This window comes from Cystobacter fuscus DSM 2262 (assembly GCF_000335475.2).
GTDB classification, from domain to species: Bacteria; Myxococcota; Myxococcia; order Myxococcales; family Myxococcaceae; genus Cystobacter; species Cystobacter fuscus.
The window spans coordinates 440,680-455,690 of the sequence record NZ_ANAH02000064.1 but is presented as its reverse complement, the minus strand read 5'-3'; the positions used below and the strand labels follow the sequence as shown (position 1 = coordinate 455,690).

At 70.7% G+C, this 15,011-nt stretch carries 9 protein-coding genes; 6 read left to right on the top strand and 3 right to left on the bottom strand.

Going from position 1 to position 15,011, the window contains the following annotated elements; genetic code table 11:
• Positions 1 to 113: 113 nt before the first annotated feature.
• Positions 114 to 680, bottom strand: a complete 567-nt coding sequence (locus D187_RS39035; RefSeq protein ID WP_002631560.1) for a TMEM165/GDT1 family protein — start codon at positions 678 to 680, stop codon at positions 114 to 116.
• A gap of 347 nt (positions 681 to 1,027) precedes the next feature.
• Between D187_RS39035 and D187_RS39030 the strand changes: the two genes are divergently transcribed.
• The 6 genes from D187_RS39030 to D187_RS39010 all read left to right on the top strand — a co-directional run bounded on the left by D187_RS39030 (position 1,028) and on the right by D187_RS39010 (position 6,474).
• The gene (locus D187_RS39030) at positions 1,028 to 1,270 is read left to right on the top strand and encodes a ribbon-helix-helix domain-containing protein (protein WP_002631559.1); all 243 of its coding nucleotides are present in this window, start codon (positions 1,028 to 1,030) and stop codon (positions 1,268 to 1,270) included.
• Positions 1,267 to 1,428 carry a hypothetical protein gene (locus tag D187_RS55940; protein ID WP_002631558.1) on the top strand — a complete coding sequence of 54 codons (162 nt, stop codon included), beginning with the start codon at positions 1,267 to 1,269 and terminating at the stop codon, positions 1,426 to 1,428. The genes D187_RS39030 and D187_RS55940 overlap by 4 nt, the downstream gene beginning before the upstream one ends.
• A 73-nt stretch (positions 1,429 to 1,501) precedes the next feature.
• A complete protein-coding gene (locus D187_RS39025; RefSeq protein ID WP_002631556.1) occupies positions 1,502 to 2,410 on the top strand; it encodes an ABC transporter ATP-binding protein in 909 nt (302 codons plus the stop codon).
• Entirely contained in the window at positions 2,407 to 3,243 is an 837-nt protein-coding gene (locus D187_RS39020; RefSeq protein ID WP_043433706.1) for a hypothetical protein, read from the top strand. The genes D187_RS39025 and D187_RS39020 overlap by 4 nt, the downstream gene beginning before the upstream one ends.
• 1 nt (position 3,244) lies before the next feature.
• Complete coding sequence (locus D187_RS39015) at positions 3,245 to 4,354, top strand: hypothetical protein (RefSeq protein ID WP_002631553.1); 1,110 nt, start codon at positions 3,245 to 3,247, stop codon at positions 4,352 to 4,354.
• A complete protein-coding gene (locus D187_RS39010) occupies positions 4,351 to 6,474 on the top strand; it encodes a poly(ethylene terephthalate) hydrolase family protein (protein WP_002631551.1) in 2,124 nt (707 codons plus the stop codon). Before D187_RS39015 ends, D187_RS39010 begins: the two co-directional genes overlap by 4 nt.
• Here D187_RS39010 and D187_RS39005 read toward each other — a convergent pair.
• Both D187_RS39005 and D187_RS39000 read right to left on the bottom strand, forming a co-directional pair.
• Complete coding sequence (locus tag D187_RS39005) at positions 6,391 to 7,785, bottom strand: MFS transporter (RefSeq protein WP_051256735.1); 1,395 nt, start codon at positions 7,783 to 7,785, stop codon at positions 6,391 to 6,393. The genes D187_RS39010 and D187_RS39005 overlap by 84 nt on opposite strands.
• Positions 7,782 to 15,005 carry a non-ribosomal peptide synthetase gene (locus tag D187_RS39000; protein ID WP_002631549.1) on the bottom strand — a complete coding sequence of 2,408 codons (7,224 nt, stop codon included), beginning with the start codon at positions 15,003 to 15,005 and terminating at the stop codon, positions 7,782 to 7,784. Before D187_RS39000 ends, D187_RS39005 begins: the two co-directional genes overlap by 4 nt.
• Positions 15,006 to 15,011 lie beyond the last annotated feature (6 nt).

The following is a 15,011-nucleotide window of genomic DNA, read 5'->3' as shown; positions in this document are numbered from 1 at the left end:
CAACGCTCGGCGGAGGTGAGCAGGGCAACCGCGCGAGGGCGGGCGGGAGCCGACGGACCGTGAGCCCCGCCGGCTGCCAGCGTCTCTCGTCCTCTCCCCGGGTGCGGTTGGGCTCAGACGCCCCGCACCGCGGCCAGCAGGGAGACGATGCCGAAGAAGAAGAAGAGCGCGGCGGCCGTCCAGCGCACCCACTTCATCTGGACCTTGGCCGCCAGCTTGTCGCCGAGGAACACCGCCGGACCATTGGCGGCCATCATCCCCAGCGTGGTGCCCACCGTCACCAGCGTGAGCGACTGGTAGCGCGCCGCCATCACCACCGTGGCCAGTTGCGTCTTGTCCCCCATCTCCGCCAGGAAGAAGAGCACCACGGTCGTCACGAAGGGGCCGAAGCGCGCCGGGCTCGTCGTGTCCTCGATGGTGTCGGGCTTGAGCGTCCACAGTCCGAAGGCGATGAAGAGCACCGCCAGGATGCCCGCCATCACCCGCTCCGGGACATACGAGGACACGATGTCTCCCACCGCCGCGGCCAGGGCGTGGTTGGCCAGCGTGGCCACGAAGATGCCCGCGAGCACCACCCACGGCTTGCGGAAGCGCGACGCCAGCGAGAAGGCCAACAGCTGGGTCTTGTCCCCCATCTCACTGGCGGCCACGAGGATGAATGAACCGATAATCGCTTCCATCGCCACGACACTCCTTGTCGCACCACTCGGGCCGAGGATGTCGTTGGGAGCGCTCGCGCGCACGACGGACCTCGGCCAGGTTGAACCCTGTCCGAAGGTCTCGTTCGCCTCGCGCGCTGGCGAGGTGGGGGCCCGGGCCCTCACGGGCCAGTGTGTCGAGCTCCCCGGCGCCGTTCACTCCCGGCGCGAACTACTCCCCTTACTGGAATCGGCAGGTAGCAGGCGGCTCGCGCGGGCGTCAAGTGCGCGCCCGGAGAAGTGGTTTTTTTGACGGCTCCCCTGCCTGCCCCCCTAATGCCGCCCACAGGCCGGTAGTGGCCTGTAGCAGTAACGAGGAGGTAGTTCCGATGCAGGATGCCAGCGCCAGCCCGATGAGCCCCGAGGCCACCCCGGCTTCGGCCGATTCGAACGGTCCCGACGCCTCGGAGTCCGTGGTCTCCACCCACGTGCTCGTCCCCATCGAGCAGGTCCACAAGCTGCGTGAGCTCGCCCGCCGCACCCGGATCCACCAGAGCGAGTACCTGCGTGAGGCCGTGGAGGATCTGCTCGCCAAGTACGTCCGTCCTCCCAACGGGGAAGGCACGCCGTGAGGGCGCCCACGCCGCAGTCGTCCCGTCACCCGGCCATGGGCCGCGACAAGGCCCCGGTGTACGCCGAGGTGGAGCGGCTCTTCGGCGCGCGGCCCCCCTCGGACCGCCCCGGCTCCCTGCGCGAGGCCATCGTCCGCTGGCTCAACGAGGAGCTCTGACCGGCCGTCGCCCCCCCAGCGCCGAGCCCCCCCTGCTCGACAAGCGCCCACGGCCGGGAAAGACTCACGGTCCGTGTCGGCCATCGAAGTGACGGGGTTGAGGAAGAGGTACCGGCGTCTGTTGCGTCCGCCGGTTGACGCCCTGCGAGGGGTGGATCTGAGCGTGCCGGAGGGCAGTGCCTTCGGACTCATCGGCCCCAACGGCGCGGGCAAGACGACCTTCATCAAGAGCCTGCTGGGCATCATCCAACCCACGGACGGCACCGTGCGCGTGCTGGGAGGCTCGCCTCTGGACGCCCACGTCCGCGCGCGCATCGGCTACCTGCCCGAGCGCCTGCACCTGCCCAACTCCTGGAGCGCCCTCGGCTTCCTGGACATGATGGCCCGCTTCAAGGACCTGGTGCCCGACGCCCGCGCGCACGGCCAGCTCCTCGAGCGCGTGGGCCTGGCCGCGGCCGCGCGCCAGCGCATCGGTGAGTTCTCCAAGGGCATGCGCCAGCGCCTGGGCCTCGCCTCCGCGCTGCTGGGCAACCCCGAGCTGCTCATCCTCGACGAGCCCACGGATGGAATCGATCCCATGGGCCGGGTGGAGGTGCGGCGCATCCTCCAGGAGGAGGTGCGGCGCGGGGCCACGCTCTTCCTCAACTCGCACCTGCTGGCGGAGACCGAGCGGGTGTGCGACCGGGTGGCCATCCTCTCGGGAGGCCAGGTGGTGCGGCAGGGCCGGCTGGAGGAGCTGCTGCGCGGCGGGGTGCGCTGGGCGGTGCGCTTCGCCCCGGGCGTGGACGCGGGCGCGCTGGCGGCCGCGGGCTTCGCGCCGGGAGACAGCGAGGGTCTCTACCACCTGGAGGCACCGGGGCTGCCGGAGCTGAACGCGGCGCTGGACCGGGCCCGGGCCTCGGGCGCGCTGATGATGGAATTGCGGCGCGAGGGCCAGGATCTGGAGCAGGTGTTGCTGTCCACCGTGGGAGTCGCGGCATGAGGCACGTGCTGAGAGTGGCGCTGTACGTCCTGCGCGAGGCGGTGGCGCGCAAGCTCATCCTGGCCTTCCTCCTGGGCATCACCTGGGTGCTCATCCTGATGGCCATCGGCCTGCGGCTGGAGGTGGTGGACGGAGCACTGGCCGCCACGCGCCTGTTCGGCGGACCCCTGGGCATCGAGGTGAACGCGGTGGACGTGGCGCTGCGGCCCGTCTTCGTGGCCGCCGCCTACGGCCTCTTCTACTGGGGCCTGCTCTTCGGAATCGTCGCGTGCGCGGACTTCGCACCCTCGCTGCTGTCGCCCGGCCGCATCGAGCACCTGCTCGCCCTGCCCCTGCAGCGCTGGCACCTGATCGCTGGCACCTTCCTGGGCGTCATGACGCTGGCGGTGGGCGGCGCGCTCTACGGAGCCGGCGGGCTCACCGTGCTGCTGGGCTTCAAGACGGGCGTGTGGATGCCGGGCCTGCTCCAGTCGTCGCTGCTGGCGTGCGCGGCCTTCGCGCCCGTGTACGCGGTGATGTTGACCACGGCCACCTTCGCGCGCAGTGCCTCCTTGAGCGCGGCGTTCGGGCTGTTCGCGCTCGGCGGAGGCGTGGTGGCGGGCAAGCGCGACGCGATCGCCCCGATGATCAACGAGGGGCTGCTGCGCGACGGCTTCCTCCTGTTGACGATGCCGCAGCCCCGGCTGTCCACCCTCGCCTCCACCGGCGCGGCGCTGGCCGGAGCCGAGCCCTTCGTGCCCGGCGTGCTCGGGCTGCTGCTCGTGGGGGCCTTCACCTACGCGCTGGCGGTGATGGGGGTGGGCTGCTGGTGGTTCGAGGGAAAGGACTACTGACATGAACCGGCGACGTTGGCCGTGGCTCGTCCTGGCGCTGGTGCTGCTCGCCCTGGGCATCATCGCGATGCGCCTCACGGAGGACACACCCCCGCCTCCACCCCGGCGCCCGGTGCGCTTCGCCGCGGCGAACTCGGACGAGGCGATGCGGCGCAGGCTCGCCCGGACCACCTATGTGCGCCCGGCCGCGCACGACGCGGGCACCGAGCCCCCCAAACCGGTGGATCCCTTCCTCGAGGCCCTGCCGCGCGGCGAGAACCACACCGCCGTCGTCATCGAGGCCAACGCGGTGCGGCACTCGCCCCTGGGGGAGATGTTGCTGGAGTGCCTGCTGATGCAGCCCCAGGCCCGCGAGAAGTTGGAGGCCTTCCGCCAGCACACGGGCGTGGATCCGCTCGAGGGCGTGGACCGGGTGGCCGTCATGGATGATGGGCTCGCCATCTCCGGGCAGTTCGGCCAGGCGCGCATGGAGTCGATGCTGCCCGGGGAGTGGCGGGCCTCGGCGCATGGCGACAAGGGCCGCGTCTACGCGCCAGCCAGGCCCCCCACCCCGAGTCAGGGCGACATGGCGGCGGTGGGCACCTGGGGCGACTCGATGCTGGTGATCGGCCGGACGCCAGAGGAGGTCCACGGCATCCTGGATCGCATCGAGGGCCGGGGCTCCTCGGAGCCCCCGGTGTTCGGCGGCTCGTACGCCTATGGAGACGTGTATGGCGTGGTCTCCGTGGAGCGGCTGGCGGACAGCCTGCCACCGGAGCAGCGGGCCCTGGGGGAGCGGCTGAAGCAACTGGCGCCCCGCGCGCATCTGAACCTGGACGTGAGCTCGGACTTCGCCCTGTCGGTGCGCCTGCAGGGGCCGGACGCGGAGCGCACGGCGGACATGGCGAAGGCCATCGGCGCGGCCATGGCCCTGGCTCGCTTCGAGGCCCAGAGCCAGGGTCAGACGGAGCTCGCCCGCGTCCTGGAGTACGCGGGGACGAGCGCGATGGACGACCACCTCGGCGTCCAGCTCGCGGTGCCCCTGGAAGTCCTCCGCCAGGAACTCTCCTGGTGCCGGGGCGCCAGCGCCTCCGGGAGCACGGACGCGGGCACGCCGGAGCCCTCGCGATGACCTCCGACGCCAGACCCGTGAGGATGTGGCGCGGCGCGAGCATCGGAGCGCTGCTCGTGGGCGCCGGGCTGGCGGTGCTGCTGGGTCTGTCGCTCGACACCGGGCTGGGGTTCCTGGTGGACGCCCTGTTGGGGTTGCTGTGCGTGGCACTGGCCTCCGCGCTGCTGGGAGGCGCGGTGGCCCTGCTGTGGCGCTGGGCCCGTGCCCTCCCCCTGCTCGTGGCGCTCGCCGTCACGGGCCCCGCCCTGACCCTGGCCCTGCTCGACACCGTCGTGGCGGTGCCGCTGATCCTCGCCGGTGCCCTGCTCGGCGCCACGGTGGGCCTGCTCTCCGAGCGGAGGGCGCCCCGGTGGGCCCGGCTCCTCGCCCTCGTGGGCGGGCTCGCGGTGCTGACCCCCACCGTGCTGCTGCTCGCGGGCCCGGGGACCCGGGGGCCCCCCGTCCCCGTGACTCCGCTTCCGGACATCCAGCCCCTCGCGCTCCCCCATCCCGGCCAGCGTGGCCCCCTCTCCTTCCAGTCCCTCTTCTATGGAAGCGGGAGCGGCCGACGGCCCGAGTACGGCGCCGCGGTGGCCCTGAAGACGGCGCCCGTGGATGCCTCGGCACTGCTGCCCGAGTGGAGTGGCGCCGACGGCGATGCGCGCACCTGGTACTGGGGCTTCGACGCGAGCGCCCTGCCGCTCAACGCCCACGTCTTCCTCCCCGAGGGCGCGGGGCCGTTCCCCCTGGTGCTCGTCGCGCATGGCAACCGGTACATGACGGACTTCTCCGAGCCGGGGTACGCGTACCTGGGCGAGCACCTCGCCAGCCATGGCTTCCTCACCGTGCTCGTGGACGAGAACTTCCTCAACGAGTCCTTCTTCGCGGACTTCCAGGAGGAGATCCCCGCGCGGGCCTGGCTGCTGCTCCAACACCTGCGGCAGTGGAAGAGCTGGAACGAGCTGCCCGGCCATCCCTTCCAGGGCCGCGTCGACCTGGAGCGCATCGCCCTGGTGGGCCACTCGCGCGGCGGCGAGGCGGTGGCCCTGGCGGCGGCCCTCAATCGGCTGCCCCACCTGCCCTCGGACGCGCGCGTTCCCCTCGCCTTCGGCTTCGGCATCCAGGCGGTGGCGGCGCTGGCACCCACGGAGCTCTACCGCCCCTCGGCCCGGAGCGTGACGATGGAGGATGTCAGCTACCTCGTGGTGCAGGGCGGACACGACGCCGACATCTCCGCCTTCGCCGGCCTGCGGGCGTACGCGCGCACCCGCTTCACGGACGGACGCTACCGCCTCAAATCGGCCGTCTACGCCTTCCGGGCCAACCACAGCCAGTTCAACTCGGGCTGGGGAGCCCTGGATCGCTACCCCCCCGAGGGCTGGGTGGAGAACCGCGCGCCCCGCCTGGACGCGGAGGCCCAGCGCCAGGCCGCACGCGTCTACGTCACCGCGTTCCTGCACGCCACGCTCGGCGAGCGCCGGGAGTATGTCCCCCTGCTCCGGGACGCGCGGCTGGCGCCGGGCTGGCTCCCGGAGGACGTCTACGTCACGCGCTTCGAGGATTCCACGCTGCGGCCCATCGCCACCTTCGAGGAGGATGTCCGGGCGGATACCGTGACGCTGCCCGGAGCGAGCGCGCTCGGCCAGGAGTTGACCACGTGGCGCGAGGAGCCCCTCACCCTGCGCGACACGCGGCGCACCCCCCAGGGCACCACCGCGGTGGTGCTCGGCTGGAACCACCCCGCGAGCTATGAGCTGCTCCTGCCTCCGTCCGCCGGAGCACTCCTCACGCCCGCTCCCTCCGGACGGCTGTGCCTGTCCCTAGGCACGCGCACCCCGGCGTCCGTCGATCCGATCGTGGAGCTGGTCGACGCGCTGGGGCACACGGCCGCGCTCCCGCTGAGCCGCTTCGGTGCGCTTCCGTCGCCCCTGCCCACCCGGCTCTCCAAGGCCGAGTGGCTGGACGACTTCGGAGCCGCGCCGCGCGCCGAGCAACTCCTGCAGAGCTACGCCCTGCCCTGGTCCGCGTTCACCGCCCGGACGCCGGAGCTCGAGCTGTCACGACTCTCGCGCATCCGCCTGCGGTTGGACGGCGACGGCACGCTGCTCCTGGACGACGTGGGGTTCTGCACCTCGCCGTGAGTCCTCGGGCCGGGCCGGGCCGCCCACCGCCTCGTCATGGAGCGCATCGGGCAGCTCCTGCTCGAGCCGGCGCACGCGCGGGTGCAGCAGCCCCACGGCCGCGGCGATGAACGTATTGAGCCCCAGGAGGATGAAGAGGAACCCGACGCCCCGGCCCGGGCCCACGCCAATCACCGCGCCGACGCTCGAGGCCAGCGCGCCGCCGGGCATGAGCAGGGGCTCGAAGACGCGGTCCGCCAGGGGTCCGGCGACGAGGTACCCCAGGGGCGTGAGCAGGGAGTCCACCATGTCCCGGAGCGCGAAGACGCGCCCCTGGAAGGCCAGCGGCGTCTTGCGCTGCCAGAGGGAGTTGTTGCACCCGAGGATGATGGGGAAGACGAACGAGAAGCCGAACACCCCCGTCGCGGCGACGAGCGCCGAGGGCGTGAGGCCCCCGAGCAGGAACATGGCTCCCTGGACGGGGAACAAGCCGAGCATGCCGGCCATGAGAGCCCTGGGTCCTCCCCAGACGCTCATGAGCACGCTGCCACCCAGCATCCCCACCCCTCCCGCGGTCATCACCACGCCGAGCTGCGCGGGCGAGCCGAAGGACAAGACGAGGGGCGTCAGCAACACCTCCGCCATTCCCAGATTGAAGAAGACGAAGGAGAACACGAGCAGCAGTCCCACCAGTCCGGGCCGGCTGCGCAGCTCGTGCCAGCCCGCGCCGAGCTGACGCCAGATCGACTCCTTCCGCTCGCGCTGGACGAGGGGCTGGGGAATGCGCAGCGTCATCAAGGTGAGCACGGCGACGAGGAACGTGCCCATGTCGATGGCGATGATGGTCTCCAGGCCCGCCAGTCCCAACAGCGAGCCGGCCAACAGGGGGGCGATGAGCTGCGCCGCGGCGTACTGCCCCTGCACCACCCCGTTGACCCGTCCGAGCTGCTCCTTGGGCACGAGCAGCGGATAGGACGCCTTGTAGGCCACCGAGTGCACGCCCCCGGAGGCGGCGCCCAGCATGACCAGGACATTGATGAGCCAGAGGTTCAAGGCTCCGGAGGTCGTGAGCACGCCGTACAGGGCGAGCGTGCACAGCGCCGAGGCCGTGTCGGCCAGCAGCATCACCTTGCGCCGGCTCCACCGGTCCACCAGCACCCCCGCGAAGGGCAGCACCAGGAGCCGGGGGAGCAGAAGACTGAGCGAGATGAACGCGAAGTCATTCACCGCGCCGGTGCGCTGGTAGACCCAGACTCCGATCGCGAAGCGCGTCAACTCGGAGCCGATGGACGACAGGAGCTGGCCGATCCACAGGATGAAGAAGGGCCTCACGCTCCCGCCGCCCGTCCGGAGGACCGTGCCACCCCAGCCTCCTGCTCCGCCTCGTCGAGACACGCACGCAGCCACGCGGCCAACCGCTGGACGTGGGGCGCACGCAGCAGCCCGTAGTGGTGGGTCTCCAGCGTGGAGGCGCGCACCTCGCCCTGGGCCAGCCGCTTCCAGGTTTCCTCCATGGCCGCGTCCGGATCATCCGTCGAGCGCAGCAGGAAGAGCGTTCCCGGATAGGGCCGGGCCACGTACTGGTCGAGCGCCCGGGCATGGGCACGGAAGACCTCGAAGAGGCTCCGCCCCCGCTGCGCGTCCACGCCCACGGCCTCGAGAACCGGCGCGAGTTCCTCCACTCGGCTCACGTCCCCCGGCGCCCAGGCGTCGACCGAGCGCCCCTCCAGCGCCGTCACGTCCTGGAGGAACCCCGTGAGCAGCTCGGCGGACGAGGCTTCCTCCGAGGGCGTGGAACTCAGGTAGCTGTCGATGAGCACCAGGGCCACCGGCTCGCCCGCGCGCAGGAACTGCTGGGCCATCTCGAAGGCCACCACGCCGCCCAGGGACCAGCCGCCCAGGAGATAGGGCCCGAGGGGACGCACCCGGCGGATCTCCTCGACATAGGCCGCCGCCATCTCCTCGATCCGCTCGCGCGGCGGGGCCTCTCCCTCCAGACCCCGCGCTTGCAGGGCCAGGAAGGGACGCTGGGGATCGAGGCTCCGGGCCAGCTCGGCGTAGCAGAAGACGCTGCCCCCGATGGGGTGCACCGCGAAGAAGGGCGCCTTGTGTCCGCCCTCGCGCAACGTGACGAGCGCTCCGCCCTTGGGGGACACGGGCCGCTCGATGCGCCGCGCGAGCGCCTCGACGGTGGGCGCCTCGAAGATGGCCTTGAGGGGCAGTTGGATGCCCAGCGTGTCCCGCAGCGCCGCGAACACCCGGACGGCGCTGAGCGAGTGCCCACCCAGCTCGAAGAACGTCTCGGTGACCCCCACGCGAGGCAGTCCGAGCACCTCGGCGAACACCCGGGCCACGGCCGCTTCCCGCTCGTTGCGCGGAGCCACCTGCTCCTGACGGCGGGGGGCTTCCGGAGGCGGGAGCACGCGCCAGTCCACCTTGCCGTTGGCGGTGAGCGGCAGCGCCTCGAGCGTCACGAAGAACGTGGGCACCATGTACTCCGGCAGCTTCGTGCGCAGGAAGGCGCGCATCTCCTCCACCGAGGGTCCGGGCCGTGCGGCCGGCACCACGTAGGCCACCAGTTGCTTGTCACCCGGGCGGTCCTCGCGCGCGAGCACCACCGTCTCCACCAACGCGGGGTGCCCGGTGAGCACCTCCTCGATTTCCCCCAGCTCGATCCGGAAGCCACGGATCTTCACCTGGTGGTCCACGCGGCCGTTGAACTCGATGACGCCATCGGTGCGCCAGCGCGCCAGGTCGCCCGTGCGGTACATGCGCGCCCCGGGTTGGCGCGCGAAGGGGTCTGGCAGGAAGCGCTCCGCGGTGAGTCCCGGCTTGCGCAGGTAGCCGCGCGCCAGGTTGTCACCCGAGATGTACAACTCCCCGGGCACTCCGGGCGGCACGAGTTGCAGATGCCGATCCAGGATGTAGGCCCGCATGTTGGAGATGGGGCGCCCGATGGGGACGGTGGTGGCCTTGGGATCCGGCACACACGGATGCACGGTGCACCAGACGGTCGACTCGGTGGGGCCGTACTCGTTGAAGAGCAGGGCCTGGGGCACCACGCGGGCATGGCGCTCGAGCAGCGCGGGAGGGCTCGCCTCGCTGGCCACGATGATGAGCCGCAGGGAGCGGAGCTGCTCGGGCGAGGCCAGCTCCAGCACCGCGCTGTAGAGCGACGGCGTGAAGCTCAAATGACTGATGCGATGCCGCTCGATGAGGCGGGGAATCTCCGAGGCACTCTCCCGCAGCGCATCCGGCGGCAGCACCAGCGTGCCTCCATTGATCAGCGTCCAGAAGATGCCGCACACGGACGGATCAAAGGAGAACGGCGCCAACATCAGGTAGCTCTCGGGCCTCGTGGGGAAGGCGATGTGCCGGGCGAACGTGGAGTTGAGCACGCTGGCATGGCTCACCTGCACGCCCTTGGGCTGACCCGTCGAGCCCGACGTGTAGATGACATACGCGCCGTGGCGGCCATCGAGTGCCGGCGAGGTGAAGTCCGCCTCCGGGAAGTCCTCCGGCACATCCAGACACAGCACCTCGCCCGCGAAGAAGGACAGCCGGGGCTTCAGTGCGCGCTGGGTGAGCAGCAGCCGCGTCTGGCTGTCCCCCATCATGTATGCCAGTCGCTCCTGGGGCAGCGCGGGGTCCATGGGCACATAACTGCCCCCCGCCTCGAGCACGCCCAGCAGACCCACCACTCCCTCCACCGAGCGCTCCACCACCAGGCCCACCGTCACCTCGGGCCCCACTCCTCGCGCCTGGAGCGCGGCGGCCACCCGTCTCGCCCCTGCCCTCAGCTCGCGGAAGGTGAGGGACTGCTCCTCGAACACCACCGCCGGCTTGTCCGGCGTGCGCTCGGCCTGCTGCATCACCCACTCATGGATGAAGGGCGCTCGCGGCAACTCCCGCTCTGTTGCGTTCCACCCCTCCAGGATCTCTCGCTGCTCCTGCTCGTCCACCAGCGGTAGCGCCGTGATCGGGCGCTCGGGTTGTTTCACCGCCGCTTGGAGCAGTGCCTGGAAGTGGCGCGCCATGCGCGCGATGCTCTCCTGCTCGAACAGGTCCGTGTTGAACTCGAATGAGCCCTGGAGCGCGCCGTCCACCTCCGTGAGCGCCAGCGTCAGGTCGAACTGCGCCGTCTGGCTCTCCGAGCCCTCCACCTCGCGCAGCGTCAGCCCCTCCACCTGGAGCTGCTCCTCGGGCGTGTTCTGCAACGCGAACATCACCTGGAACAGCGGCGAGACGCTCGTGTCCCGCTCGGGCTGCAAGCGCTCCACCAGCTTCTCGAAGGGCACGTCCTGGTGGCTGAAGGCATCCAGCGCCACCTCCTTCACCCGCTCCAGCAGCCCCCGGAAGCTCGGTGCTCCGGACAAGTCGGTGCGCAGCACCAGCGTGTTGACGAAGAAGCCGATGAGCCCCTCGGTCTCCATCCTCGGCCGGTGCGCCGTGGGCGTGCCCACCACCACGTCCTCTTGCCTCGCATAGCGCGAGAGCAGCAGTTGGAACACCGCCAGCAGGCCCATGAACAGCGTGGCGCCCTGCTGACGGCACACGCCCTGGAGCTCCTGGGTCAACTCCGCCGACAGCCGGATGTCCTGCCGCGCGCCCCGGTGCGTCTGGACCGCGGGCCGCTTCCGGTCCGTCGGCAACTCCAGCACCCGAGGCGCCCCCGCCAGGCGCTTGGTCCAGTGCGCCAGGGCCTCTTCCAGCGCCTGTCCCGACAACTGCGACTGCTGCCAGAGCGCGTAGTCCGCGTACTGCACCGGCAGCGGCGCGAGCTGAGCGGGGTGCCCGGTGCGCTGCTCCTGGTAGAGCGCCGCCATTTCCCGCACCAGCACGCCCACGGACCAGCCGTCCGAGATGATGTGGTGCAGCGTGTACAGCAACACGTGCTCTCGCTCGCCCAGCCGCAGCAGCCGCGCGCGCACGAGTGGTCCGCGCATCAGGTCGAACGGCCGCGAGGCCTCTTCTCGGCGTGCCGTGCGAAGCGCCTGCTCCTTGTCCTCCGCGCTCAGTCCACTCCAGTCACTCAGCGGCAGCGGCACGAGCAACTCGGGGTGGATGACCTGGAAGGGCTTGCCCTCAAGGGAGTCGAAGGTGGTGCGCAGCGCCTCGTGCCGGCGCACGACTCCATGGAGCGCCTTCTCCAGCGCGGCCGCATCCAACTCGCCCGTGAGCCGCACCGCGGCTGGCATGTTGTACGCCGTGTTCCCAGGCTCCAACTGCTCCAGGAACCACAGCCTCTGCTGCGCGAAGGACAGCGGGAGCATTCCTTCCCTGCTCGCCGAGAGGATCGGGGACAAGGCAGCCCGGGCCGAGGGCAGCACCGCGGCCACCCTTTGCGCCTGGGTCTCCACCGTCGAGGACTCGAAGAGCGCGCGCAAGGGCAGCTCCACCCCGAATGTCTGCCGGATGCGGGTGTGCAACTGCGTGGCCAGCAGCGAGTGACCTCCCAACTCGAAGAAACGATCCCTCACCCCGACCCGCTCCAGGTGGAGGAGCTGGGCCCAGATGGACGTGAGCTTCTCCTCGAGCTCATCGCGCGGGGCGACATAGGACTCACTCGAGCCGGCTTCGGGCGCGGGCAGCGCGCGCCAGTCCACCTTGCCATTGGAGGTGAGCGGCAGCGCCTCGAGCGTCACGAAGAACGCGGGCACCATGTACTCGGGTAGCTTCGTGCGCAGGAAGGCGCGCAGCTCCTCGGCGGAGGCTCCGGGCTGTGCGGCCGGCACCACGTAGGCCACCAGTTGCTTGTCGCCCGGACGGTCCTCGCGCGCGAGCACCACCGTCTCCACCAGGCCCGGGTGCCCCGTGAGCACCTCCTCGATTTCCCCCAGCTCGATCCGGAAGCCGCGGATCTTCACCTGGTGGTCCACGCGGCCGTGGAACTCGATGACGCCGTCGGTGCGCCAACGCGCCAGGTCGCCCGTGCGGTACATGCGTGCCCCGGGTTGGCGAGCGAAGGGGTCCGGCAGGAAGCGCTCCGCGGTGAGTCCCGGCTTGCGCAGGTAGCCGCGCGCCAGGTTGTCACCGGCGATGTACAGCTCACCGGGAATCCCGGGCGGCACGAGTTGCAGGTGCCGGTCCAGGATGTAGGCCCGCATGTTGGAAGGGGGGCTTCCAATGGGAACGGTGGTGGCCTTGGGGTCCGGCACGCACGGATGCCGGGTGGACCAGACGGTCGACTCGGTGGGGCCGTACTCGTTGAAGAGCAGGGCCTGGGGTGCCAGGCGGGCATGGCGCTCGAGCAGCGCGGGGGGACTCGCCTCGCTGCCCACGATGATGAGCCGCAGGGAGCGGAGCTGCTCGGGTGTGGCCAGCTCCAACACCGCGCTGTAGAGCGACGGCGTGAAGCTCAAGTGGGTGGCACGGTGCCGCTCGATGAGGCGGGGAATCTCCGAGGCACTCTCTCGCAGCGCATCCGGCGGCAGCACCAGCGTGCCGCCGTTGGCCAGCGTCCAGAAGATGCCGCACACCGACGAGTCGAAGGTGAACGGAGACAGCATCAAGTAGCACTCGGGCGCCATCGGGTAGCTGTGGCGACGAGCGAACGTGGAGTTGAGCACGTTGGCGTGACTCACCTGCACGCCCTTGGGCTGACCCGTCGAGCCCGAGGTGTAGATGACATACGCACTGCTGTGGCCATGGAGTACCGGCGGGGTGAAGTCGGCCTCCGGGAAGTCCTCCGGCACATCCAGACACAGCACCTCGCCCGCGAAGAAGGACAGCCGGGGCTTCAGCCTGTGCTGGGTGAGGAGCAGCCGCGTCTGGCTGTCCCCCATCATGTACGCCAGCCGCTCCTGGGGCGCCGCGGGATCCATGGGAACATAGCTGCCCCCCGCCTCGAGCACGCCCAGCAGGCCCACCACCGCCTCCACCGAGCGCTCCACTACCAGGCCCACCGTCACCTCGGGGCCTACCCCTCGCGCCTGGAGCGCGGCGGCCACCCGCCTCACCCCTGCCCTCAGCTCACGAAAGGTGAGGGACTGCTCCTCGAACATCACCGCCGGCTTGTCCGGTGTGTGCTCGGCCTGCTGCATCACCCACTCATGGATGAAGGGCGCTCGCGGCAACTCCCGCTCCGTCCCGTTCCACCCCTCCAGGATTTCCCGCCGCTGCTGCTCGTCCACCAGCGGCAGCGCCGTGATGGACTTGTCGGGCTGCTGCACCGCGGCCTTCAGCAGGGCCTGGAAGTGGCGCGCCATGCGCGCGATGCTCTCCTGCTCGAACAGGTCCGTGTTGAACTCGAACGCTCCCTGGAGCGCGCCATTCACTTCCGTGAGCGCCAGGGTCAGGTCGAACTGCGCCGTCTGACTCTCCGAACCCTCCACCTCACGCAGCGTCAGCCCCTCCACCTGGAGCTGCCCCTCGGGCGTGTTCTGCAACGCGAACATCACCTGGAACAGTGGCGAGACACTCGTGTCCCGCTCGGGTTGCAAGCGCTCCACCAGCTTCTCGAAGGGCACGTCCTGGTGGCTGAAGGCATCCAGCGCCACCTCCTTCACCCGCTCCAGCAGCCCCCGGAAGCTCGGTGCTCCGGACAAGTCGGTGCGCAGCACCAGCGTGTTGACGAAGAAGCCGATGAGCCCCTCGGTCTCCATCCTCGGCCGGTGCGCCGTGGGCGTGCCCACCACGACGTCCTCCTGCCTCGCATAGCGCGAGAGCAACAGTTGGAACACCGCCAGCAAGCCCATGAACAGCGTGGCGCCCTGCTGGCGGCACACGCCCTGGAGCGCCTGCGTCAGCTCCGCCGACAGCCGCACTTCCTGCCGCGCGCCTCGGTGCGTCTGGACCGCGGGCCGCTTCCGGTCTGTCGGCAACTCCAGCACCCGAGGTGCTCCGGCCAGGCGCTTGGTCCAGTGCGCCAGGGCCTCTTCCAGGGCCTGTCCGGACAGCTGCGACTGCTGCCAGAGCGCGTAGTCCGCGTACTGCACCGGCAGCGGCGCGAGCTGAGCGGGCCGGCCGGTGCGCTGCTCCTGGTAGAGCGCCGCCATTTCCCGCACCAGCACGCCCACGGACCAGCCATCCGAGATGATGTGGTGCAGCGTGTACAGCAACACGTGCACCCGCTCCCCCAGCCGCAGCAGCCGCGCTCGCACCAGCGGTCCGCGCACCAGGTCGAACGGCCGCGCGCTCTCCTCCCGCCGCGCCTCTCGCAGCGCCCGTTCCTGCTCTTCCCTCCCCCACCCGCTCCAGTCACTCAGCGGCAGCGGCACGAGCAACTCGGGGTGGATGACCTGGAAGGGCTTGCCCTCGTGGGCGTCGAAGGTGGTGCGCAGCGCCTCGTGCCGGCGCACGACTCCATGGAGCGCCTTTTCCAGGGCCCGCACATCCAACTCGCCCGTGAGCCGCACCGCGGCCGGCACGTTGTACGCCGTGTTCCCGGGCTCCAACTGCTCCAGGAACCACAGCCTCTGCTGCGCGAAGGACAAGGGGAGCGGGGAAGAAGATCCCGAGCGGGGCAGCAACGCCCCCGGCGCCGCCTGCTTCGAGGCGCGGCGCTGCTGCATCATCTTCTCGAGCAACTTCTTCCGGTTCAGCTCGGACATACGAAA